Source organism: Aestuariivirga sp. (assembly GCF_041738905.1).
In the GTDB taxonomy this organism is placed as follows: Bacteria; Pseudomonadota; Alphaproteobacteria; order Rhizobiales; family Aestuariivirgaceae; genus Aestuariivirga.
The window spans coordinates 24,831-47,516 of the sequence record NZ_JBGSOZ010000182.1 but is presented as its reverse complement, the minus strand read 5'-3'; the positions used below and the strand labels follow the sequence as shown (position 1 = coordinate 47,516).

Sequence of the window (22,686 nt, the reverse complement as noted above, 5' to 3'; positions counted from 1 at the left end):
GAACATCGCGGGCTCTGGCCGCAACGGGCGTGTCACGCGCGCCGATCTCGCGGCTGCCGCGCGTCCTGCGCGTGCGACCTATCATGTTGAAACCGTGCATGGGAAAATCTTCTTCCGAGAATGGCCCGCGCAGGGCGTTGCCAGGGGTCACGCGCTTCTCATCCATGGGCTCTTTGCTGACTCACAGAGTTTCACCACGCTGGGACGAAAGCTTGCGGCGCAAGGATTTCGTACCTACGCACTCGATCTGCCCGGTCATGGCGAGACGGCCTGCAGCGCAACGAGCATCGATGACGTCTCATCTGCTGTATCGGCCAGCCTGCCTCCGGTAAAGTTCCATGTGGTGGCCCATTCCTATGGCGCGCTTATCGCCGCGAGATTGCTCGACAAGCTGTCCTCGCTCACGCTGCTGTCGCCCGCTGGCTGCGGCGAGGAAATCAACAGCGGCTTTGTTGCCGCAATGCTAAGCGGTGACATCGACAGGGCCATCCCCCTCCTCGGCGAAACAGTTCCAGCTGAGGCCCAGTCCGGACTTGCCGATCACATCGCGTTGCACGGCAATCAGCTCAAGGCCATCGCAGCTTCACTGGCCGAAGACGGATATCAGAAGGTTTCGATCCTCGCTGCATTGGCAAAAGCCACCTGTCCCGTGCAGGCCGTATTCCTCCGCGACGATGCGGTGATCCCGGCAACACATGTACTCAACCTGCCCTTCAACGTAGCGGGCCGGATCATGCCAGGCATGAGTCACCTGCCGCACTGGCGCGATCCGGATGCCGTTGCCGCGCTGGTTGCTGCCGTGTGATCAGAGCGGATTTTTCTCTTCCTGCAGACGCTTGTGGGCGGCGAGGGCCATCAGGCGTCTGTCTCGCCAGGCCGTGGCATCGTTGAGCTTTCCCTTCGAGACCACCGCGCGGCGTCCGGCATCGAGAATCTCGCCAATCGAATCCGGCCATGGCTTCGCCGCAGACTGGCTCTCGCCCACGCGGCGGATCGTTGGGCCATAGCGCTTCAGATAGTCCGCCACACCTTCCGGCGCATTGAGATCGATGGTCTCGATCGGCCCCATGAAGCTCCAGCGCAGGGCAAGTCCATCCTTTACTGTCTTGTCGAGGTCTTCGGCCGAAACATAGTCTTCCGAGATCAACCGGAATGCCTCGTTCAGCACGGCCAGCTGTAGCCGGTTCAGGATGAAGCCCTCGATCTCGCGCTTCACCGTGATGGGTGACATGCCGCAACTCGCCATGAAGACCCTAGTGCGCTCGAGCACCTCCGGAGAGGTGAAGTCCGCTCCGCACAGTTCCACGATAGGCGCCAGATGCGGTGGATTCAGGGGATGCGATACGAGGCAGCGAGACCGGCTCTTGAGTTCGCCGAAGATGATGGACGGCATGATCGCCGAGGTCGAACTCGACAGGATGCAGTCGGCGCTGGCGAGCCTCTCCATCTCCCCGAACAGCGCCTGTTTCGGCTCGGCTCGTTCCACGATGTTTTCCTGTACGAAGCCGGAACCGTCGAGCGCTTCTCCCAGAGTCGTCGCGCCCTTGATCCGTCTCCGGACGGAGTCCGGTTCGTCGATCAATCCTTCCTCTGCCATCTGTGGCAATGTCAGGGCGATGTGGGCCAACGCGCGGTCCACCTGTGCCGGATCCTGGTCCCACAGCGCCACCTCGTGGCCGCCGCGCGCAAACACCATGGCCCAGGACCTGCCGATGAGGCCCGAGCCCGCAATCGTCGCCTTCACTTCGGCACCGGTGCATCAGCCCGCAGCAATCCTTGCGCCTTGAGATCCTTCCACAGCGCCTTCGGCAGCTTCACGCTCATCGTCGCCGCGTTGAGCGCCACTTCCTTTGGCGTTACGCCGCCAGGAATGACACTCACCACTTGCGGATGGTGCAATGGGAAGCGCAGCGCCGCCTGTGGCAGCTTCACCTGGTGCGCCTTGCACACGGCCTCGATCCTCCGGACGCGATCGAGGATTTCCTTTGGCGCTGGATCGTAATTGTACCAGGCGCCAGGCTTGGGGCCGGTCGCAAGGATGCCGGAGTTATAGGGCCCGCCCAGCACGATGCCGACGCCGCGTTCCTCGCAGAGCGGCAAGAAGGAATTGAGCGCCTCCTGTTCTAGCAGCGTATAGCGTCCCGCCAGCAGGAAGATGTCGAAGTCGCCGGCGCGCGTCAGCGTCTCGGCCACCTGCCACTCGTTGATGCCAGCGCCGAAGGCCTTGATCACCTTCTGCTCGCGGAGCTTCACCAGCGCCTCGTAGCCGCCCGTCTTCTTCGCCATCAGTGTCTTCACGTGGGCATCGCGAGCCGCTTCGGACTTGTGGGTGAACACGTCCACATCATGTGCGAACACGATATCGATCGAATCGACGCCAAGCCGTTCCATTGAAAATTCCAGCGACCGCATCACGCCATCGTAGGTATAGTCGAAGCGCTCCTTGCGCGACGGCGTCTCGAAGAACTTGCCGATACCTGTCCGTTCCTCGGGCTTGCACACCTCCAGAAGACGGCCCACTTTCGTCGAGATGACGAAGTCCTTGCGCTTCTTGCCGACAAGGAAGCGGTTGAGTCGCGTTTCCGAAAGACCCAACCCATAGAGTGGAGCGGTGTCATAGTAGCGGATGCCGGCCTTCCAAGCCGCCTCCAGGGTCTTCTGCGCTTCTTCCGGATCAATGGCGCGATACAGATTGCCAAGCGGTGCCGCCCCGAAACCCAGCTCCGTGAAGCTGATGGTTTCGCCAGACGGCGCCTTGAAGTTGCGCTTCCTCATTTTGTCGTGCCTCCAGTGGTGTTGAGATCTGCAAAAAGTTCCGGCCGTTCGCGGGCGAAGGATTCGAGCTCCGCCAGAACAGCTTCAAGATGGTCGTTCATGGCGCGGGCAGCCTGATCGCCATCCCGCAACTCGATGGCGGCAACGATGGCCTGATGCTCGTTGAGGGTGAGCTCCATCCGACGCCTGGTGTTCAGCATTCGCCGCACGCGGTCAAGGCTGAGCCGCGCGGTCTCGGTCGCCATGCGCACGCGCTCGAAACCGAGTTGACCCTGCAGGGCCGCATGGAAGGCGAGATCGAAGCCATGAAAGCCATTCATGTCGCCGGTGTCGATGGCCGCCTCCTGGTAGCGGAGATTGCTGAGCAATTGTTCCACAAGCCCGGGCGCTGCGGTGGACGCAACCGTCCGTGCCGTCTCGACTTCCAGCGCGCGCCTGAGGAACATGTTTTCGCGCGCATCGGAAATCTTGATGAGCGCAACGCGAGACCCGCTCTGGGGAATGATGTCGACGAGCCCTTCCGTGGCCAGCCGGTTCATGGCCTCGCCGACCGGAAACCGTGAGACGCCCAGCCTTGTGGCGATCGCCTGCTTGTCGAGGAATTCGCCCGGCTTCAGGTCCAGCTGCACGATGGCTTCGCGGAGCGCCGTATGGACCCGTGCCGTCGCGCCTCCCTTGGCCGCCGCCCGGCCCGGAGACAGAAAATCATAGGTGACGGCGGCAACTGACATGCTAACATGTTAGTCAGATTCACGAGGCTGGCAAGCCCTGCAACGAAAAGAGAGACACCCATGATCGCCACCGTGCCGAAAGTGCCCCGCATGCTTCGCCTCACGCCCGAGGACAATGTCCTGGTGGCCATCGACACCGTCGACAAGGGAACGGTCGCTCCTGAGGGCATCACCGCGCTGGACCGCATCGGCAAAGGCCACAAGATGGCCTCGACCGACATCAAGTCAGGTGATGCCATCCGGAAGTTCGGCCAGATCATCGGTTTCGCCAAGCAGGACATTCCCAAGGGAACCTGGATCCACGAACACAACACCGGCATGCATGATTTCGCCCGCGACTATGCCTATGCCCAGGAAGCCAAGCCCGAGGACATCCTGCCGCTCGACAAGCAGGCCACTTTCCAGGGCCTTCGCCGCGCCAACGGCAAGGTTGGCACCCGCAACTACATCGGCGTCCTCACCTCGGTGAATTGTTCGGCCACGGTGGCGGGCTTCATCGCGGAGGAAGTGAAGCGGTCGGGCATGTTGAACGACTATCCCAACATCGACGGCGTGGTGGCGCTCAAGATGGACAATGGCTGCGTCGTCGATTATCGCGGTGCCATTTTCGACATCCTGAAGCGCACGGCATGGGGCTATGCCACCAACCCCAACATGGGCGGTGTCCTCATGGTGGGCCTCGGCTGCGAGGGCTTCCAGATTCCGCGATTCAAGGAAGCCTATAATGTTACCGAGAGCGAACTCTTCCGTACAATGACGATCCAGGAAACTGGCGGCACAAGAAAGACAGTCGCCGCCGGTGTTGCGGCCATCAAGGAAATGCTGCCGTACGTGAACAACGTGAAGCGTGAGACCTGCCATGCCTCCGAGCTCATCGTGGCGCTGCAATGCGGCGGCTCCGATGGCTATTCCGGCATCACTGCAAATCCGGCACTCGGCGCAGCGGTCGATATTCTGGTGAGGCACGGCGGCACCGGCATTCTCTCCGAGACACCTGAAATATATGGCGCCGAGCACCTTCTCACGCGCCGCGCCGCGAGCCGCGAAGTGGGCGAGAAGCTCGTCGACATCATCAAGTGGTGGGAAGACTACACGCAGCGCAACAACATGGAGATGAACAACAATCCGTCTCCGGGCAACAAGCTGGGCGGCCTTACAACCATTCTCGAAAAATCGCTCGGCGCGGCGGCGAAGGGCGGCACCACCACGCTCCGTCACGTCTATCGCTATGCAGAGCCGGTCACTGGCAAGGGCTTCGTCTTCATGGATACGCCCGGCTACGATCCGGTGGCGGCCACGGGCCAGGTCGCGGGCGGCGCCAATCTCCTGTGCTTCACCACGGGACGAGGCTCGGCTTACGGATGCAAGCCGGTGCCCTCGATCAAGCTCGCCACCAACTCCGACATCTACCATCGCATGATCGACGACATGGACATCAACTGCGGCGACATTCTCGACGGCGTCTCGATCCAGGAGAAGGGCCAGCAGATCTTCGACATGATGCTGAAGGTCGCCTCCGGCCAGCACACCAAGTCCGAAGACCTGGGCTATGGCGACAACGAATATGTTCCCTGGCACGTCGGCGCGATGATGTGAGGCCTCCGGGCCTCCAGTCATCATTGCACCATGATTCCAAGTGAAAGCAGTTCTGGCCCCGGCCAGGGCGGTTCACGATGCGTAAAGCGGGAACTGCTAGGTAGCCTCCGGGGAATGGGAGAACCGGGGTGAGATGGGCCTTTTCCGCTCGAAGAAGGTGAGCCGCGGAAAGCAGCGCGTCGAACCGCAGCTCTTCTCGGGCCGCGGACGCGAGCGCAAGGGTAGCTCCCGGACCAACAGTTCTCAAAAGAGCACCCGCCGCCGGTCGTTTTTCGGACGCCTCATCCGTTTTGGATTCATGCTGGCCTTTTTCGGCGCCGTCGGGCTGGCCGCGATTTTCGGCTACATCTGGGTCACCCTGAACGAGAATGGCCTGCTCAAGATTCCGGACCGCGAACCCGGGATCATGATTCTCGCATCGGATGGCACCGTGCTGGCCGAGCAAGGCGCATTCAACGGCGACGAAGCCCGCCTCGCCGATCTTCCGAGCTATGTGCCGAATGCCGTCATCGCCATCGAGGACCGCCGCTTCCGCAGCCACTATGGCGTCGATCCCATAGGCTTGATCCGCGCCTTCTATATCAACTATCGCGCGGGCCGACTCGTGCAGGGCGGTTCAACCCTCACCCAGCAGCTCGCCAAGAATCTCTTCCTCAGTCCCGACCGCACCATCGAGCGCAAGCTTCAGGAAGTGGTGCTGGCGGTCTGGCTCGAGACGAAGTTCACCAAGGACGAAATCCTCCAACTCTATCTCAACCGGGTCTATTTCGGCTCGGGCGCCACTGGCATCGAGAAGGCGGCCCGCACCTATTACCAGAAGCCGGCTTCCGAACTCACGATCACCGAGGCGGCGACGCTGGCCGGCGTTCTCAAGGCGCCCAGCGCCAACAATCCCGCCGCCAACCCGCAAGCCGCCGCCGATCGCGCCAGGCTCGTCATCCAGAGCATGGCCGATGCCGGCTTCATCACCAGCGGCGAGGCCGCCGAACTGGCGGACCATCCGGCGGAACTGAAAGCCAGCTCCTATGTTCCCGCCAAGCAGTACATCGTCGACTGGGTCGGCGAGCAGCTTCCAGAGTTCGTCAAGGACTACGAACAATCGCTGGTGATCGAAACCACCATCGATCCGCAGCTTCAATCCCAGGCGGAGACTTCGCTCCGCAAGCGCCTCAACACCGAGGGTGCAAAACTCGCGGCCTCCGAGGGTGCCATGGTGGTACTCGACGGCACCGGCGCCGTCCGTGCCATGGTCGGCGGCAAATCCTACAAGCGCAGCCAGTTCAACCGCGCCACCAAGGCCAAGCGTCAGCCGGGCTCGGCGTTCAAGCCCTTCCTCTATCTCGCCGCGCTGGAACAGGGTTTCACTCCCGACACGATCGAAGTCGACGAACCAGTTCGGATCGGCAACTGGAGCCCCGAGAACTACCGCAAGAAATATCTTGGCCCCGTGACGCTCGAGACAGCCCTTGCTCTCTCGCTGAACACGGTTGCCGCAAAACTCGTGATGCAGGTCGGCCCCGAAAACATGGTGGCCGTCGCGCATCGGCTCGGCATCACCTCCAAGCTCGGTACCGATGCCTCCATAGCGCTTGGCACGTCCGAAGTAAGCCTCCTCGAAATGACGTCGGCCTTCGTGCCCTTCTCCAACGGTGGCTATCCCGTGGTGCCCTTTGCCGTGACGCGAATTCTCACCCGCGACGGCAAGGTGGTCTACGAGCGTAACGGTTCTGGTTTCCCCAGGGCCATCACGCCCTCTGACCTCGGTGGCATGAACCGCATGATGCAGGCCGTCGTCACCGACGGCACCGGCAACCGTGCTTCCTTCGAGGGCTTCGAGATCGCTGGCAAGACCGGCACCAGCCAGGACTACCGCGATGCCTGGTTCGTCGGCTACACGAGCGAACTCATCGCCGGCGTCTGGGTCGGCAACGACGACAATTCACCGACAAAGAAGGTTACGGGTGGCCTGATCCCGGCCGAGATCTGGCACGATGTCATGGAGCCGGCCCACCGGAACCTCACGCCGAGGCCCCTGCCGGGCGATTCGCAAGTGATCGCCGGCGTGCCTTCCACCATCACGCAGGTGGACGTGCAGGAGGGGTCAGGCGACAGTGTTCCACCTCCCCGCTCCCAGAACGGCGGGTTCTTCGACAGCCTTTTTGGCAGCAAGAAGAAGACGCAGGCCGAACCCCAGCGCAAGCGCACCACCCTTACGGCGGCCGAGCGGACGAAGCGGGCGCAGGAAGAGCGCTGACGGTCTAGACGACCACGCGGTGCACGTCATGCCCGTGCGCTTTCAGCCATTTCTTGGCCCTGACGGCATCCGGACAATGGGTCAGAACCAGCCGCCAGAACCGCTGGCTGTGGTCGAGGTGCTTCAAGTGTGCCACCTCGTGGGCGGCGACATAGTCGAGAACATAGTCCGGCGTGAGAATGAGCCGCCACGAGTAGGAGAGGTCGCCCGCCGCGGTACATGATCCCCAGCGGGTCCGCTGGTCGCGGATGCTGATGCGCCGGAATTTCACGCCCATGAGCTTCGCATAGCGGTCCGAAGCCCTTGCCAGATCGGCACGCGCGGATGCCTTCAGCCAATCCAGCAAGCGGCGTTGCACATGGGCGCTGTCACCGGGAACATGGATCACGCCCCGTTCGGAATCGGCCGCGACCGTGCCGCGGCGGCTGTCGACATGGACGATCTCGTGCGTGAGGCCCCTGAAGGGAATGGCATGGCCGGGACGAAGATGGATGCTGCTGCCACGGCTCCGGACGTGCTGTTCGATCCAGCTTCGCGAGCGTTCGGTGAATTCGAGCGCCTTCGCGCGCGAGACGCCCTTCGGCACCGTCACCATCACGGCGGTGCCGCTGGTGCTGAGCCGCAGCACGAGGCGGCGCGCCTGCGCGTGGCGGCGAAACACCACGTCGAGGATGTCGCCGCCTATCTGGATTCGCGAAGGTTCAAGCGGTTTTGGCGCGACCGCCCGCTGCAGGCTTCGAAGCAGTCCGATCATGAGCGTTCTTATTCACGAACTCGACGATTCGCGGTACGATTTCTTTGCGGAATCGAGATCCGTTGAACACGCCATAATGTCCCACGCCCTGCTGCAAATGGTGCAGCTTCTTATCCTTGGCAAGGTTTGTGCAGAGATCCTGTGCCGCTTGCGTCTGGCCCACGCCGGAAATGTCGTCGCGTTCGCCTTCGATCGTCATCAGGGCCGTCTGAGTGATCTTTGACGGATCGACGAGCGCGTTGCGGTGTGTCAGCGTTCCCTTGGGCAGGTCATGGTTGACGAAGACCTTCTCCACCGTCTGCAGGTAGAATTCCGCGGTGAGGTCCATCACCGACATGTACTCGTCATAGAATTCGCGGTGCTTCTCGGCAGAATCGCCGTCGCCTTCGACGAGATGCCAGAACAGCTCGCGATGGGCATCGAGATGGCGGTCGAGGTTCATGGTCATGAAACCCCCGAGTTGCAGGAAGCCTGGATAGACGTCGCGCATCATGCCGGCATGGGGTGCCGGCACCTTCATGATGACATTGTTGCGGAACCAGTCGGAGCCCTTCTCCTGGGCCAGGTTGTTCACCGCTGTCGGGTTGCGGCGGGTATCGATGGGGCCGCCCATCAGGATCATGGTCTTGGGCGCGCAAGGGTCCTTCGCGGCATTCATCAGCGACACTGCCGCCATCACCGGAACGGAGGGCTGGCACACGGCCATGACGCTTGTGTCGGGTCCCAGGTGGCGCAGGAAGTAGGCCACGTAGTCCACGTAGTCATCGAGATCGAAGGTGCCTTCGAGAGCCGGAACTGTGCGCGCATCGACCCAGTCGGTGATGGACACGTCATAGTGCGGCAGCATCGCCTCGACTGTGCCGCGCAGCAACGTCGAATAGTGGCCGGACATCGGTGCCACGATCAGAAGCTTGTGCTGTGGGCGCTGCTTGCCCTCGATGAGCTTCTTGAAATTGAGAAGCTTGCAGAAAGGTTTCGTCAGCGCGATCTGTTCTTCGATGGCGATGAGATCGTCATCGACGATCGTGTCGGTGATGCCGAACTCAGGCTTGCCGTAGCGGCGTGTCGTCCGCTCGAACATTTCGATCGACGCGGCGCAGGAGCGGCCAAGCTGCGTTCCCGAAAGGGGATTGGCAGGATTTCTCCAGAAGTTCAGTCCAGCATCCGCCACGGCGCGCCACGGCGCCAGGGCAGCGTGGTTCATTTCGTAGAAATAATAAAGCACAAGCCTTTGCCCCCAAAATTAACACCGGACGCTAGCAACTCCGCCGGAACGGAGCAACCCGTCATTTCCTTCGACTTTAGGGGGAAACGGTTAGCGCGGCCTTTAAGTCCCGTGCCAGTCCGGGCGCATCTGCCGTATAGGTGAAATGCTTCACGTAACGTCCATCCGGCCCCATCAGGTAGATGATGCTGGAATGATCCATGAGATAGTCCCAGGGGCCGGAATTGCTTGCTTTCGCATAGTACACGCGATACGCCTTCGCCACGTCAGCGATCCTCTCAGCGCTTCCCGTGAGTCCCACGAGGCGTGGCCCAAAATTCTCAACGTAGGCCCTCAGCACCTCCGGAGTATCGCGTTCTGGGTCGATTGATATGAAAACCGGTGTGATCCTGTCCCCGGCAGGCCCCATCTGATCGATTGCCGCAGTCATCACCTGCAGTTCGGTAGGGCAGATGTCGGGGCAATAGGTGTAGCCAAAGAACACCAGCATGTATTGGCCGAGGAAATCCTTCTCGGTCACTCGCTTGCGATTCTGGTCGATGAGGCTGAAAGGCCCACCGTTGAGCGGCGTTCCACCGCCACCGGCGCCACCGGATCTCTGGGCAAAGAGGGCATAGGCGCCCACACCCATCGCGATGGCGAGAACGAGCACTGCAAACAGGAGGATCGAACGGCGCGGCATCTGGCTTCCACTTCCTTTCCTGAGGGAGATAGGCCTAGACTGGGAATAGCTCAACACAAACGGACGTTACCGATTACCGCATGTCTCTCGAGCTCATGAGCTATCCGCAGCTAATCTCCAGCGATGTGGAGATCGGAATGCTGCGCCTGAGAACCCTCGTGCGCCTGCGCTGGCTGGCCATTGTGGGCCAGGCGGGCGCCGTGCTGGGCGTCCATTTCGTGCTGGGCTTTCCAGTGCCGCTCGGCCTCTGCCTCGGCGCTATAGCGCTCAGCGCCTGGCTCAACATCTTTCTCACCATCCGCTGGAGAAAGAGCGTCCGGCTGCATGAAACCCATGCGGGCCTTCTTCTCGTCTATGACGTGATGCAGCTGGCCGTGCTGCTCTATCTCACGGGCGGCCTGGAAAATCCTTTCTCCTTCCTGTTCCTGGTGCCAGTGACGATCTCGGCGACTTCGCTGACGATGCGCTGGACGCTCTGGCTCGGCCTCATGGCCTTTGCCTGCGCCACATTCCTCGCCTTCAAGCACTACCCGCTTCCCTGGCTTCCTGGTGAAAGACTCGAACTGCCGGAGGTTTATATCGCCGGAATGTGGGCGGCCATCATCTGCGGCGTGGTGTTCTCCGCCATCTATGCCCGCCGCATCGCCGACGAGGCGCGCCAGATGTCGACGGCTCTTTCCGCTACCGAGATGGTGCTGGCCCGGGAGCAGCGCCTGTCCGCCCTGGATGGCCTCGCCGCCGCCGCCGCCCATGAGCTGGGAACGCCGCTGGCGACGATCGCCCTTGTGGCGAAGGAGCTGAAGCGCGAACTGCCGGCAAAAGGTCCGCATACGGAGGATATCGACCTCCTCATCAGCCAGACGGCGCGCTGCCGCGAAATCCTCGCGAGACTTTCGAACCGCGAGGCCCAGACCGACGAGATGTATCAGCGCACGAAAATCCTCGTCATGGTCGAGGATCTCATTGCGCCGCTCCGCGGCTCAGACGTGGTTATCGCGGTGACGAGCTCGGCCGATACCGACGAAAAGGCGCAGGAGAACGAACCGGTTCTGAAGCGAAATCCCGGCATCACCTACGGGCTCGGAAATCTTCTCGAGAATGCCGTCGACTTCGCCGAGACGAGAGTCGAAGTCGATGCGCGCTGGACCCCCGCTCAGGTCTCACTCACCGTCCGGGATGATGGACCGGGCTTCCACGAAAACATCTTCGATCGCCTCGGCGATCCCTTCGTGACCACGAGGCCAGGCTACGGAGAAGACACAGGCGAGCCCGGCCGCCACGAGGGCATGGGCCTCGGATTCTTCATCGCGAAGACCTTGCTCGAACGCTCCGGCGCCTCGGTTTCGCTCGCCAATCGCCCGGCACCCGAACATGGCGCGGTCGTCCATGTCGTGTGGCCGCGCTACCTTGTTGATCTTGGCAAGGCTTGAGCACGTAAGTGAAGTCATTGAACAGTCGGCTTTAAGGGTCTAGAGAGCCCTGAGGTTCTGTTGAAACAGCTGGACAGGTCACCCCTGGATGACAATCGCCGCCCTTCCCGCCGAGAAGACACTGCTGCTCGTCGATGACGACAAGCCTTTCGTCACCCGTCTCGCCCGCGCCATGGAAACGCGCGGCTTCGAAGTGCTGGTGGCTGAATCCGTGGCGGAAGGTGTAGCGCATGTGAAACGCTCGGCGCCCTCCTTCGCCGTGGTCGACTTGCGGCTGGGCGACGGCAACGGCCTTGACGTGATCGAGGCGCTGCATCAGGCAAGGCCGGATGCGCGCGCCGTGGTGCTTACGGGCTATGGCAACATTGCCACCGCCGTGACGGCTGTGAAGCTGGGCGCCATTGACTACCTGGCAAAGCCCGCCGATGCCGATGCCGTCTATGGCGCACTGGTGGGCGATACCGATAACCGGGCTGCCTTGCCCGACAACCCGATGTCGGCTGACCGCGTGCGCTGGGAACATATCCAGCGCGTCTACGAACTCTGCAACCGCAATGTGTCCGAGACGGCTCGCCGCCTCAACATGCACCGCCGCACTCTCCAGCGCATCCTCGCCAAGCGAGCGCCAAAGTAACGCTTCATTAACCGTACCGCACGCTGACCTTACAGTTTTGTAAGGTGAGGCATGGCGATTGCACCGTTTTCAGCAGACAGCGAAACGGAGACAGTTCCATGCCCTTCAAGCGCGACCTCGGTGCCTATCGTGAACAGTTGGAAAAGGATGGCTACGTCCTGCTGAAGGACATCCTCTCGGACAGCTTCATGGCATCCCTCCAGGCGTTTCTGGAGCGCTCGAAATCCGGACAGGTGGCCGAGTATGGCCAGTGGCGTATTGGCGGCAAGAAACACCAGTTCCTATATGATTTTCCCGACCAGATGATCGCGGAGCGCTTTCGTCAGGAACTCGCAGGCCTGACCGGCCTCAATGAGAATGGCTTCACCATCTCGGAGCGCCACCTCAAGCAATATGAGGACGATGCGCCGGACTACCCAGCCCCGCACAAGGACCGCGGCGCTTCCAAGTTTTCGATCGGCCTGCCGATCTTCCTCGGCCCCGAAACCAGCGTCTGCATGTTCCCCACCCTTGACCGGGCGCCCAACGAAAACGAGCGCGCCGTCTTCATGACGCCGCAGGACCATCCTGGCCTGGAAGGCATCTACAACTCGCCAGACGCCATGCCCCTCCACGAGGAGATGGGCGACATGATTGTGTTCCTCGGATCTGCGATCTATCACGAGCGCATTCGCCCGCGCGGAACGTCCGTGCTCTACATCAAGGTCAACGACGAGGGGTTCGATCCGCTGGGTGAGAACATCTACAAGCCTGCCAGGGAACTTGAACCAGCCTAAACGGCCGCCATCGGATCGTAGAGCCCATGAAGCCGCAGAGCCGCGGCCCTGGCGAAGGCCAGGGTCACGGCCTTTCGGCGTGAAGCGTGAAGCGCCATGGCCTCGGCCTGCCGCAAGATGTCGGCACCCCAGGCATCCGCCATGATCAGTCCGGTATCCGGGGGCATGATGTCGGGTTCCATGGTGGCGGGAATGGCGAAGAACAGACGGTCGCAATAATCGCGGTATTCCGGCCACTTGGTGTCGCAGCGGTAATCCTCGATCGAGGATTTGATCTCCACGATCCAGATTTCGCCGCTGCCGTTGAGGCCGATCAGATCTGCCCGCCGCCCGGTGGCGAGCGTGAACTCTGGGAGCACGGCAAATCTCGCAGCGCGCAACAGGCGTCCCACACCACGCTGGATCATCAGCGCCGTGTCTGACTGGCGTCCGTCGGATTTAAGTTGCAGGGGCATGATTGCCTCTTGTTCGTGTTGCCGTCCTGACCCTAATCTCTGCTCCATAATCATTGCGCCGGTCAACGGCGCGTCGAGACAATTGCGCCGGTCAACGGCGTGTCAGGGGAGAGGGACGATGGGAGCCTTGCTTGCCATCAGCCGCGGCATTGACGCGGTAACGCGCTTCGTTGGAGTACAAGTCCGCTGGCTCATTCTGGTCGCGGTCATCGTCTCGGCGGCCAATGCCATCATTCGAAAAACCTTCGACACCAGTTCCAATGCCTGGCTGGAGTTGCAATGGCTGCTCTTCGGCGCCGTCTTTATGCTGGCTGCCGCCTACACGCTCCAGAAAAATGCACATGTGCGGATCGATGTCATCTCCAGCCGCATCTCCAAGACCGCGCGTGATGTGATCGATCTCCTGGGGCACATCTTCATGCTGGCACCCATCACCCTTATCCTCATCTGGCTTTCAGCTCCCTATTTCGTTGACAGCTTTATGGAGGGCGAGAATTCCAACAATGCAGGCGGCCTGCCGGTCTGGCCCGCTAAGTTCCTCGTTTTTGCAGGGTTTCTTCTCCTCTTTTTCCAGATGATCTCAGAAATCATCAAGCGCTCTGCGGTGCTGATGGGCATCATTGCCGATCCTGCTGCCGAGACCGTTCATGGGCATTCGCCTTCCGACACGGCTCCCTCGGGAGGCCACAACGAATGATCGACCTCATTGCCCACAATCTCGCGCCGATCATGTTCCTGGCGCTCATCGCCTTCCTTCTGCTGGGCTATCCGGTCGCCTTCGCGTTGGCCGCCAATGGCCTCTTCTTCTTTTTCATCGCGGTCGAACTGTCGCCCTACTCGAACGAGATTTCGCTCTCCTGGCCGCTATTGCAGACCTTGCCGGGCCGCGTGCTCGATGTGATGCGGAACGATACACTACTCGCCATTCCTTTCTTCACATTCATGGGAATCATTCTCGAGAAATCCGGAATGGCGGAAGACCTGCTCGATACGGTGGGCCAGCTCTTCGGGCCCATCCGGGGTGGCCTGGCCTATGCGGTCATTCTCGTCGGCGCGCTTCTGGCGGCCACGACGGGCGTCGTCGCCGCCTCGGTCATCGCCATGGGCCTCATCTCGCTGCCCATCATGCTCCGTTATGGATATGACAGGCCGCTCGCCACCGGTGTCATCGCGGCCTCGGGTACACTGGCCCAGATCATCCCGCCCTCCCTCGTGCTCATCGTGCTGGCCGACCAGCTTGGCCGTTCCGTGGGCGACATGTATTCAGGCGCGCTCATTCCCGGCCTGATCCTCACGGCACTCTATTGCGCCTACGTACTCGTCATCTCCATCCTGCAACCGCAGAAGGTGCCAGCCCTGCCGCTTGCCGCGCGCACGCTGAGGGGAAGTGCGTTTCCTCTCCTGGTCCTCATGGTGGCCGCGCTGGCAATTGCGGTCGCTTGCTATCTGCTTTTACTGCCGCGCATCGAGAATGGCGCGGCCATCTGGGCCGCCACCATCGCAGTCGTCCTTGCCTATCTCTTCGCCTTTTCTGACAAGAAGTTCAGCCTGGGTTATCTGTCGGACCTGGCACAGCGTGTCGTCATCGTCCTCGTACCACCGCTCGCCCTCATCTTCCTCGTTCTCGGCACCATCTTTCTGGGGGTCGCGACCCCTACAGAAGGCGGCGCCATGGGCGCTGCGGGTGCGCTCGCCATGGCCATCGCGCGCCGTCGCCTGAGCTTTGGGCTTCTCAGCGAGGCGCTGGAGGCGACCACGCGGCTGTCCTGCTTCGTGCTCTTCATCCTCATCGGCAGCCGCATCTTCTCGCTCACCTTCTACGGCATCAACGGCCATGTGTGGGTGGAGGAACTGTTTCTGGGAATTCCGGGCGGCGCCTGGGGGTTCCTCATCGCAGTCAACGTGCTCGTTTTCATTCTCGGCTGCTTCATCGACTTCTTCGAGATCGCCTTCATCGTGGTGCCGCTGCTCGCACCCGTGGCGGCCAAGCTCGGCATCGATCTCGTCTGGTTTGGGGTGATTCTCGGGGTCAACCTGCAGACCAGTTTCCTCACCCCGCCCTTCGGCTTCGCGCTGTTCTACATGCGCTCCGTGGCCCCGGTGAAGGCCTACATCGACAAGGTGACGGGCGGAAAGATCGCAGGAATCGAAACCACCCAGATCTACAAAGGCGCGGTGCACTTCATCATCCTGCAGGCGATCATGATCGCCGTGATCGTGATGTTCCCCGGGCTCTCCATCACCGACGAAGGCCCGCAGGTCGATCCCAGCACGATTGACATCGAGATCCTAGGACCTGACCTGGGCGGAGGGGGCACCGATGGTGGAACTGACAGCGGCGTTCCTCCGCCACCATCCTTCGACTGATACAAAAAGGGCCCCCGAAGGGGCCCTTTTCGATTTCCGTAGTCCGGCCTTGCGGCTCAGAGCTGCTTCTTGCGCTGCAGCCCCATCATGAAGTTGTCGAACGTCGCCTCCGAAACCTGCTGCCAGAGATAGGCATCGGCGCGGAAAGCCACCATCGAATCATAGATCTTCTTGAACGCCGCATTGGTGCCGCTGATCTCGGCATAGGTCTCGTTCGCGGCGGCGAAGCATGCCTCCAGCACATCCTGCGGGAAGGGCCGGAGAACGGCACCGCCTGCCACCAGCTTGCGGATCGCAATCGGGTTCTTGGCATCGTAGCTGGCCATCATGTCGCTATTGGCCGCTTGCGAGGCCGTCCTGATGATGTCCTGATACAGCTTCGGCAGTTCCGCCCACTTGGCGGAGTTCACCATGGTGTGCAGCATGGCACCGCCTTCCCACCAGCCGGGATAGTAGTAATACTTGGCGACCTTGTAGAAGCCGAGTTTCTCGTCGTCATAAGGCCCCACCCATTCAGCGGCGTCGATCGTGCCCTTTTCAAGAGCCGGATAGATTTCACCGCCGGGAATCTGCTGCGGCACGACACCGATCTTGGATATGACCTTTCCGCCGAATCCGCCGATGCGCATCTTCACGCCCTGCAGGTCCGCCAGCGACTTGATTTCCTTGCGGAACCAGCCGCCCATCTGTGCGCCTGTATTCCCGCATGGAAAGCCGATGAGATTCTGGGTGGCGTAGAACTCGTTCATGAGTTCGATACCGCCGCCATAATACATCCAGCCATTCTGCTGGCGGGCGTTGAGGCCGAAGGGCACGGCTGTCGCCATGGCATATGTCGGGTCCTTGCCCCAGTAGTAGTAACTGGCGGTATGGCACATCTCGATCGAGCCCTTGCCCACCTCGTTGGCGGCTTCAAGGCCCGGCGCGATTTCACCCGCCGGAAACACCTGGATCTGGAACTTGTTGTCGGTGGCTTCCGCCACATACTTCGAGAAAGTCTCGGCAGCGCCGTAGATGGTGTCGAGCGCCTTGGGGAAGCTCGATGTCATGCGCCATTTGAGCTCGGGCGACGACTGGGCGATGGCGGGTGCGGCAAGGGCAGGCACTGTGGCGGCGGCTACGCCGGCCGACCGGATGAATTTGCGGCGATCCATTGTTTCTCCTCTTTGGCTCCAGGCCTTTGTCATTTTGTAATGCTTCCGGGTGGCCCGATCTCCCTAGTTCAGCACTATACGGAAAGAAATACTCTCGGCAATCTCTCTGCGCATGCCCGCAATTGGTTTAATATAGAAGTGAACTAACGATGAGGTCTCTTATGCCAAAGTCACGTATCGAGCGGGACTCAATCGGTGAAATGGCAATCCCGGCGGATGCCGACTACGGGATCCACACCGCGCGTGCAGCCGAGAATTTTCCAATCACCGGCATCCACCTGTCGCACTATCCGGAATTCATCGAATCGCTCGCCATGGTGAAAAAGGCGGCTGCCATCGCCAACCGCGAACTGGCCTCCCTGAAGCCCGAGATTGCCTCCGCCATCATTTCGGCCTGCGATCTCCTCATCGCGGGCGATCATCACGAGCAGTTCGTGGTCGACATGCTGCAAGGTGGTGCCGGCACCTCCACCAACATGAATGCCAACGAGGTCATCGCCAATATCGCGCTGAAACTTCTGGGCCATCGGCGCGGCGACTATGCACTGGTCAATCCCAACGACCACGTGAACCTGTCGCAATCCACGAACGACGTCTATCCGACGTCCGTGCGCCTCACCGTGCTGCGCGCCTGTCCCGAACTGATCGAGTGCCAGCGCCTCCTAAAGGATGCGTTGATGGCGAAGGCTGTGGAGTTCGACGATGTCATCAAGGTTGGCCGCACCCAGCTGATGGATGCGGTGCCGATGCGGCTGGGCTCCGAGTTCCGCGCCTTTGCGGTGACCATCGGTGAGGACATAGAGCGCCTCAAGGAATTCGCGGCTCTCCTGCGCGAGGTCAATCTCGGCGGCACGGCGATCGGCACCGGCATCAACACGCCCGGCGGCTATTCGGAGCGTGTCATTCGCCATCTGGCGGAAGTCTCGGGGATACCGCTCGTGCCCGCCTTCGACCTGATCGAGGCGACGTCGGACCTGGGCGCGTTCATCACCTTCTCAGGTGTCCTGAAGCGCATCGCGGTGAAACTCTCGAAAATCTGCAACGATCTCCGCCTGCTCAACTCGGGCCCGCGCGCAGGCTTCGGCGAGATCAGGTTACCCGCCGTCCAGGCCGGGTCGTCCATCATGCCGGGCAAGGTAAATCCGGTGATTCCCGAGGTGGTCAATCAGATCGCCTATCAGGTGATCGGCAACGACCTGACCGTGACCCTGGCAGCCGAGGCGGGCCAGCTCCAGTTGAATGCCATGGAGCCTGTCATCGTGCTGAACATCCTGCAGTCCATGCGGATGCTCATCAATGGCATGACGGTCTTGCGCGAAAGATGCATCGTCGGGATCGAAGCTGACCGCGAACGTTGCCGTGAATTGCTCGAAGGCTCGCTCGTCACCGTGACGGCCCTCAACCCTTATCTCGGCTATGCCGAAGCCAGCCGCGTGGCGAAGGAAGCCTTGAAGAGCCGCCGCAGCATTCGCGACGTCGCCCTTGCCGAGGGGTTGATGACGGAAGCCCAACTCGAGGAGGCCTTTTCCACCACCAACCTTCTGGGCAATCGCTGAGTCCTACATGCCCCAGCGCAGCGACGGCGTGTGGACCGGCGCGTCCCAGCCCCTGGCAATCTCGTCATCGATCATGGTGACGGTAATCGAACAGCCCGCCATGTCGAGCGAGGTGACATAATCGCCGACCAGCGAGCGCACCGGCCTGATGCCGTGCTTCGCCAATTGCTTCTGGGCCGCGTGATACATCAGATAAAGCTCCATCGCAGGCGTTCCGCCGAAACCATTGACGAAGAGCAGCGCATCCCCCTTCCGGCCGAGGTCGCCTGCGATGGCGGCCACCATTTCCTCGGCGATTTCGTCAGCACTCCGCACCGTCACACGACGCCGTCCCGGCTCGCCGTGTATGCCCACACCCATCTCCATTTCGGTGTCGCCGATGTCGAACGTCGGCTTGCCGGCGGCAGGCACCGTGCAGCTCGTCAGCGCCACGCCCATCGAGCGCGTCGCCTTGTTCACCTTGTCGCCCAGCTCCTTCAGGAACCCGAGGTCAGCGCCTTGTTCCGCCGCGGCCCCCACAACCTTCTCCACAACGAGCGTTCCCGCAACGCCACGGCGGCCCGTGGTGTAGAGTGAGTTTTCGACCGCGACATCGTCATCGGTGATGACAGTCTCGATGTTGCGTCCCGCCATCTCGCGCGCCATCTCGAAATTCATCAGGTCGCCTTCGTAGTTCTTGACGATGAAGAGCACGCCCGCACCGGTATCGACGGCTTCCGCCGCCGCGATCATCTGGTCAGGCGTGGGCGATGTGAATACCTGGCCGGGGCAGGCGGCATCGAGCATGCCATGGCCGACGAAGCCCGCATGCAGCGGCTCATGGCCTGATCCGCCACCCGAAAGCAGCGCCACCTTGCCGGGCTTCAGCACCTTGCGCTGCACGAACTTGTGCTCGGCCCCGAGGGACACGATGTCGGAATGCGCGGCCACGAAACCGTCCAGGCTTTCGGTGAGCACATTCGCCACGTCATTGATGAGCTTCTTCATCGCCGTTTCCCTTCTCCCAATTTGTCGTCGTTTCTGTCTTCGTCGATCAGCTTGGCAATCTGGCGCACGAAGCCGCTGACCAGTCCATGCAGTTTCCTGTTGCGGTCGTCGTCGCCAAGATCGGGCAACTGCACCGCAAGCATCGGGCGTTGTTGTGTTTCGCGCAGCACCTTCTTCGGGTGCGCTGCCGCATAGAGCCTGGTGAATTCGCGCCGCTCTGGCGCTGAGAAATGGCAAACCTCGAAGATCTGTGCCAGATGGTTCGCCGGAATGGGCGTGGCGTAAGCCGGATTGGTGATCTGGCTCACGAAGCTGCGGTTCTTGGCAAGTGCAGTGGCGAGCCGCTGCCGCGTGCCCGAAGGCCTGCGCTCGATGATCTCCGCCAGCATCCGCTTGTAGGCGGCGACCTCGTCGTGCGGAACCTTCTCGCTCGTTGAAACCTGCGCCATGCTCACATCTCCGCCAGAGCAGCCTTGATCCGCGCTACCCGCGAAGGCGCAACCGAGAGCGAGGTGAGGCCCGCATCCAGCAGCGTCTTCAGGTGCCGAACATCGCTTGCCATGTCGCCGCAGAGACTGACCGGAATGCCATTCTCGCGGCCGAAGCGGGCAACGGACGCGATCAGCCTCCCTACGGCCGGGTGCCCGCAATCGTTGAGGGCAGCCACTCGTCCGTCATCGCGCGATGAGGCCGTCACATACTGCGTGAGATCGTTTGACCCGATGGAGAAGAAAGCAGCATCGGCGAAAAGTTCCGGCGTCACCGCTACGGCGGGAACTTCCACCATGATACCCAAGGGCGGCCTGCTGCAGGCAATGCCTTCCGCTTGAAGCTCCGCTACGCAGGAGGCGAGAAGCGCTGCGCTTCGCACAAGTTCATCCGGCACCGTGACCATGGGAATCATCACCTTGAGGCGGCCATGGACCGATGCCCTTGCGAGTGCGCGCAATTGCATGCGGAACACGTCTTCACGCGCCAGCGTCAGCCGCACGCCGCGAAGGCCAAGGAAGGGATTGGACTCGCCTTCGGGCGTCAATCCGCGCACCGGCTTGTCGCCACCAATGTCGAGCGTGCGGATCGTGACAGGCCGTCCCTCGGCCCATTCGAGAAAGCGCTTATAGGCACTGTACTGTTCGTCCTCTCCGGGAAGGGGTGCTCCATCACGGAACAGGAATTCCGATCGCATCAGCCCGATGCCATCGCAGGTCTTCACATCGAGATGGTCCAGTTCCTCGATTCCCGCCACGTTGACGAGAAGCTCGATCCGGCTGCCGTCGTTCCGCCGTGCGGGCAGGAGCCGGAATTGATTTTCAATGGCCTGCGCGTCACGGAGCTTCGCGAAATCTTCGGCATGGCGCGACAGGGCATCCGTATCGGGATCGGCGATCACCACGCCCTTCGTCCCGTCGACGATCAGCGTCGCCGCCTCATGCAGCACAGTCGCGCCGAGACCAACCACCATGGCAATGCCGCGTGCCCGCGCCAGCATCGCCACATGGCTTGTGGCGCTGCCGCCCCCGAGCGCGATGGCTCCGCCCTTGCTCCAGTCGGTCTCCAGAAATGCCGTGGGCGCGATGTCCTCACCCACCAGTACGGCGCCCTCTGCGGATTGCACCGCCTCAGCGCCCGACAGATGCCGCAATACGCGGTCACGCATGTCCTTCAGGTCAGCCGCACGTGCGCGGAAATAATCATCGTCGGAGGCCTCGTAACCCGCGATCTCGCTATTGAGCGCTGCGGCCCATGCCTGGTCGGCCACCACTCCGGAATCGATCGCCATCAACGCCGGTGCCGACAGCGCATCATCCTCAAGCATCGCCACCTGAAAACCGAGAATGTCCTGCGCCTCGCCGTCCACGCGTGCCATCAGGTCCGAGAGTTCCGCGATGGACAGGGCGAGCGCGTCCTTCAGTGCTTCGCGCTCTGTGTGAGGATAGCCCGATCCAGCACGCTGGGCCGCCTGACCCGACAGGTGCCGCACCGGCCCCAGATAGAGCCCATCGGATGCAGCGATGCCCCTGATCTCAGTGCCCATTGCCCGCTTCGTCGAAGTCACGCGTGACAAGACCGAGCACCGCGTCTAGTGCTGCCGTGGCGTCGGTGCCGGAGGCTCGCACGAACAGGGTGGAATGCTGCTTCGCCTTCATCGCCATCACTTTCACGATGCTCTTGGCATCGATCCAGGGACCGGCCTCGCTGCCCGCAATCTCGATGGTCGCGGAAAATCCCTTCGCCACCTTGGTCAGCTTCACTGAAGGCCGCGCGTGGAGTCCCACATCATGGGTGATGACCACCGATCCTGAAACCATCTCGCTCATTGCGGCGACAACTCCTCTGCCGTGCGCTTCACATCGGCGAGCGACCCGCCGCCCCAGGCCTCGGTTGCCGCCATTACTGCACCCTCCACCACGGGCGCATTGCAGATCACGATCTTGGACTGCCGCTCCTCGGGCAGCATCTCGATCGCCATTTCGCTGTTGGTCTCGGCCCCGCCGAGGTCGACGAGAATGGCTACGCCATCCTCCGACCATGCGGCATCGATGGCCGCCATGATCTTTTCCACGCTGGTGCCAAGCCCGCCATCGGGGTTGCCGCCGCAGAAGCCGAGCGGCACCTCGCTGCCCACCATCTGGCGCACCATGTCGGCGGCACCCTTCGCCACATCGGGTGAATGCGAAACGATGACGATCCCGACGGTCATGCCGTGCCCTCCAGAACCTCGCAGACGGATTCGATGATGATCTGGCTCGACCGCGAGCCGGGATCCATATGTCCGATGGAACGCTCGCCAAGGAACGACGCGCGGCCGCGGATGGCCTTCATGGGCACGGTGGCTTGTGCACTTTCCGCTGCCAGCGCGCGAACGCTCGCAAAAGTTGCCTGGCCGGAGGAGAGATGCACGGCGACCGGCCCCAGAACGTCGAGCATGGTCTTGTTGTTGAAATCCGCCTTGCCGCGCGCCTTCAGGGCTTCGACCGCCGCTGAGAGTGCACGAGCAAGATCGTCAAGCGTGGGCTCCGCGGGGAGTTCCTTGCCGAGCGTCATGAAAAGTGTACCATAGAGCGGGCCCGAGGCGCCGCCCACCTTCATCACCAGCGTCATGCCCAGAGCTTTCAGGGCCTCGGGCAGGGGCTTCGCAAGGATGTTCGCCTTGTCGGCCAACACCGCCTCGAAGCCGCGCTTCATGTTCAGGCCGTGGTCGGCATCGCCGATGGCGGAATCGAGCGTTGTCAGATCTTCGGAAGCGGCGATGATCCGCGCCGCGACAGTGTCGATCAATGCTTGCAGGGGAGGGGCCATGCCGGTGCCG

General features: G+C 61.8%; 23 protein-coding genes. 9 read left to right on the top strand and 14 right to left on the bottom strand.

Annotated features, from left to right (window positions below; all coding sequences use genetic code 11):
• A partial coding sequence (locus ACEW8Q_RS17110) for an alpha/beta fold hydrolase (protein WP_373505264.1) occupies positions 1 to 805 on the top strand: 805 nt, incomplete at its 5' end.
• Here ACEW8Q_RS17110 and ACEW8Q_RS17105 read toward each other — a convergent pair.
• Genes ACEW8Q_RS17105 through ACEW8Q_RS17095 form a run of 3 tightly spaced genes read right to left on the bottom strand, consistent with a single transcriptional unit; the run spans position 806 to position 3,506 of the window.
• Complete coding sequence (locus ACEW8Q_RS17105) at positions 806 to 1,744, bottom strand: 3-hydroxyacyl-CoA dehydrogenase (protein WP_373505263.1); 939 nt, start codon at positions 1,742 to 1,744, stop codon at positions 806 to 808.
• Positions 1,741 to 2,775, bottom strand: coding sequence for an aldo/keto reductase (locus ACEW8Q_RS17100; RefSeq protein ID WP_373505262.1), 1,035 nt, complete (start codon positions 2,773 to 2,775; stop codon positions 1,741 to 1,743). Before ACEW8Q_RS17100 ends, ACEW8Q_RS17105 begins: the two co-directional genes overlap by 4 nt.
• Positions 2,772 to 3,506, bottom strand: coding sequence for a GntR family transcriptional regulator (locus tag ACEW8Q_RS17095; RefSeq protein WP_373505261.1), 735 nt, complete (start codon positions 3,504 to 3,506; stop codon positions 2,772 to 2,774). Before ACEW8Q_RS17095 ends, ACEW8Q_RS17100 begins: the two co-directional genes overlap by 4 nt.
• Before the next feature lie 60 nt (positions 3,507 to 3,566).
• Between ACEW8Q_RS17095 and ACEW8Q_RS17090 the strand changes: the two genes are divergently transcribed.
• The gene (locus ACEW8Q_RS17090) at positions 3,567 to 5,102 is read left to right on the top strand and encodes a UxaA family hydrolase (protein WP_373505260.1); all 1,536 of its coding nucleotides are present in this window, start codon (positions 3,567 to 3,569) and stop codon (positions 5,100 to 5,102) included.
• 133 nt (positions 5,103 to 5,235) lie between these two features.
• Positions 5,236 to 7,356 (top strand): transglycosylase domain-containing protein, encoded by a 2,121-nt coding sequence (locus tag ACEW8Q_RS17085; protein ID WP_373505259.1) that lies wholly within the window; start codon positions 5,236 to 5,238, stop codon positions 7,354 to 7,356.
• Positions 7,357 to 7,360: 4 nt separating this feature from the next.
• On the opposite strand, the gene ACEW8Q_RS17080 is transcribed toward ACEW8Q_RS17085, so the two are convergent.
• The 3 genes from ACEW8Q_RS17080 to ACEW8Q_RS17070 all read right to left on the bottom strand — a co-directional run bounded on the left by ACEW8Q_RS17080 (position 7,361) and on the right by ACEW8Q_RS17070 (position 10,017).
• Positions 7,361 to 8,110, bottom strand: a complete 750-nt coding sequence (locus ACEW8Q_RS17080; protein ID WP_373505258.1) for a M48 family metallopeptidase — start codon at positions 8,108 to 8,110, stop codon at positions 7,361 to 7,363.
• Positions 8,058 to 9,335, bottom strand: a complete 1,278-nt coding sequence (locus ACEW8Q_RS17075) for a polyhydroxyalkanoate depolymerase (protein WP_373505257.1) — start codon at positions 9,333 to 9,335, stop codon at positions 8,058 to 8,060. The genes ACEW8Q_RS17080 and ACEW8Q_RS17075 overlap by 53 nt, the downstream gene beginning before the upstream one ends.
• A gap of 76 nt (positions 9,336 to 9,411) precedes the next feature.
• Positions 9,412 to 10,017, bottom strand: a complete 606-nt coding sequence (locus ACEW8Q_RS17070; protein WP_373505256.1) for an SCO family protein — start codon at positions 10,015 to 10,017, stop codon at positions 9,412 to 9,414.
• A gap of 80 nt (positions 10,018 to 10,097) precedes the next feature.
• On the opposite strand from ACEW8Q_RS17070, the gene ACEW8Q_RS17065 reads away from it, so the two are divergent.
• The 3 genes from ACEW8Q_RS17065 (at position 10,098) to ACEW8Q_RS17055 (ending at position 12,857) form a co-directional block, all read left to right on the top strand.
• A complete protein-coding gene (locus tag ACEW8Q_RS17065) occupies positions 10,098 to 11,447 on the top strand; it encodes an ActS/PrrB/RegB family redox-sensitive histidine kinase (protein ID WP_373505255.1) in 1,350 nt (449 codons plus the stop codon).
• A gap of 88 nt (positions 11,448 to 11,535) precedes the next feature.
• Positions 11,536 to 12,081 (top strand): ActR/PrrA/RegA family redox response regulator transcription factor, encoded by a 546-nt coding sequence (locus ACEW8Q_RS17060; protein WP_373505254.1) that lies wholly within the window; start codon positions 11,536 to 11,538, stop codon positions 12,079 to 12,081.
• Positions 12,082 to 12,179: 98 nt separating this feature from the next.
• A complete protein-coding gene (locus ACEW8Q_RS17055; RefSeq protein ID WP_373505253.1) occupies positions 12,180 to 12,857 on the top strand; it encodes a hypothetical protein in 678 nt (225 codons plus the stop codon).
• Here ACEW8Q_RS17055 and ACEW8Q_RS17050 read toward each other — a convergent pair.
• Positions 12,854 to 13,312: an MmcB family DNA repair protein gene (locus tag ACEW8Q_RS17050; protein ID WP_373505252.1), complete on the bottom strand. Its 459-nt coding sequence runs from the start codon at positions 13,310 to 13,312 to the stop codon at positions 12,854 to 12,856. The two genes, ACEW8Q_RS17055 and ACEW8Q_RS17050, sit on opposite strands and share 4 nt — an antisense overlap.
• Between ACEW8Q_RS17050 and ACEW8Q_RS17045 the strand changes: the two genes are divergently transcribed.
• Together ACEW8Q_RS17045 and ACEW8Q_RS17040 are read left to right on the top strand one after the other, a co-directional pair.
• On the top strand, positions 13,311 to 14,009 hold the full coding sequence (locus ACEW8Q_RS17045; protein ID WP_373505251.1) for a TRAP transporter small permease subunit: 699 nt from the start codon (positions 13,311 to 13,313) through the stop codon (positions 14,007 to 14,009). The two genes, ACEW8Q_RS17050 and ACEW8Q_RS17045, sit on opposite strands and share 2 nt — an antisense overlap.
• On the top strand, positions 14,006 to 15,679 hold the full coding sequence (locus ACEW8Q_RS17040; protein WP_373505250.1) for a TRAP transporter large permease subunit: 1,674 nt from the start codon (positions 14,006 to 14,008) through the stop codon (positions 15,677 to 15,679). The genes ACEW8Q_RS17045 and ACEW8Q_RS17040 overlap by 4 nt, the downstream gene beginning before the upstream one ends.
• 56 nt (positions 15,680 to 15,735) lie before the next feature.
• Here ACEW8Q_RS17040 and ACEW8Q_RS17035 read toward each other — a convergent pair whose 3' ends face one another.
• Entirely contained in the window at positions 15,736 to 16,833 is a 1,098-nt protein-coding gene (locus ACEW8Q_RS17035; RefSeq protein ID WP_373505249.1) for a TRAP transporter substrate-binding protein, read from the bottom strand.
• A 161-nt stretch (positions 16,834 to 16,994) separates the two neighbouring features.
• Between ACEW8Q_RS17035 and ACEW8Q_RS17030 the strand changes: the two genes are divergently transcribed.
• Positions 16,995 to 18,389 (top strand): aspartate ammonia-lyase, encoded by a 1,395-nt coding sequence (locus ACEW8Q_RS17030; RefSeq protein ID WP_373505248.1) that lies wholly within the window; start codon positions 16,995 to 16,997, stop codon positions 18,387 to 18,389.
• 3 nt (positions 18,390 to 18,392) lie between these two features.
• Here ACEW8Q_RS17030 and dhaK read toward each other — a convergent pair whose 3' ends face one another.
• Genes dhaK through dhaL form a run of 6 tightly spaced genes read right to left on the bottom strand, consistent with a single transcriptional unit; the run spans position 18,393 to position 22,676 of the window.
• Positions 18,393 to 19,376 (bottom strand): dihydroxyacetone kinase subunit DhaK, encoded by a 984-nt coding sequence (gene dhaK, locus ACEW8Q_RS17025; RefSeq protein ID WP_373505247.1) that lies wholly within the window; start codon positions 19,374 to 19,376, stop codon positions 18,393 to 18,395.
• Complete coding sequence (locus ACEW8Q_RS17020; RefSeq protein ID WP_373505246.1) at positions 19,373 to 19,825, bottom strand: hypothetical protein; 453 nt, start codon at positions 19,823 to 19,825, stop codon at positions 19,373 to 19,375. Before ACEW8Q_RS17020 ends, dhaK begins: the two co-directional genes overlap by 4 nt.
• A 2-nt stretch (positions 19,826 to 19,827) precedes the next feature.
• Positions 19,828 to 21,411, bottom strand: coding sequence for a phosphoenolpyruvate--protein phosphotransferase (gene ptsP / locus ACEW8Q_RS17015; protein WP_373505245.1), 1,584 nt, complete (start codon positions 21,409 to 21,411; stop codon positions 19,828 to 19,830).
• Entirely contained in the window at positions 21,401 to 21,694 is a 294-nt protein-coding gene (locus ACEW8Q_RS17010) for an HPr family phosphocarrier protein (RefSeq protein ID WP_373505244.1), read from the bottom strand. Before ACEW8Q_RS17010 ends, ptsP begins: the two co-directional genes overlap by 11 nt.
• Positions 21,691 to 22,077: a dihydroxyacetone kinase phosphoryl donor subunit DhaM gene (dhaM, locus tag ACEW8Q_RS17005; protein WP_373505243.1), complete on the bottom strand. Its 387-nt coding sequence runs from the start codon at positions 22,075 to 22,077 to the stop codon at positions 21,691 to 21,693. The genes ACEW8Q_RS17010 and dhaM overlap by 4 nt, the downstream gene beginning before the upstream one ends.
• Positions 22,074 to 22,676 carry a dihydroxyacetone kinase subunit DhaL gene (gene dhaL, locus ACEW8Q_RS17000; RefSeq protein WP_373505242.1) on the bottom strand — a complete coding sequence of 201 codons (603 nt, stop codon included), beginning with the start codon at positions 22,674 to 22,676 and terminating at the stop codon, positions 22,074 to 22,076. The genes dhaM and dhaL overlap by 4 nt, the downstream gene beginning before the upstream one ends.
• Between the last annotated feature and the right edge of the window lie 10 nt (positions 22,677 to 22,686).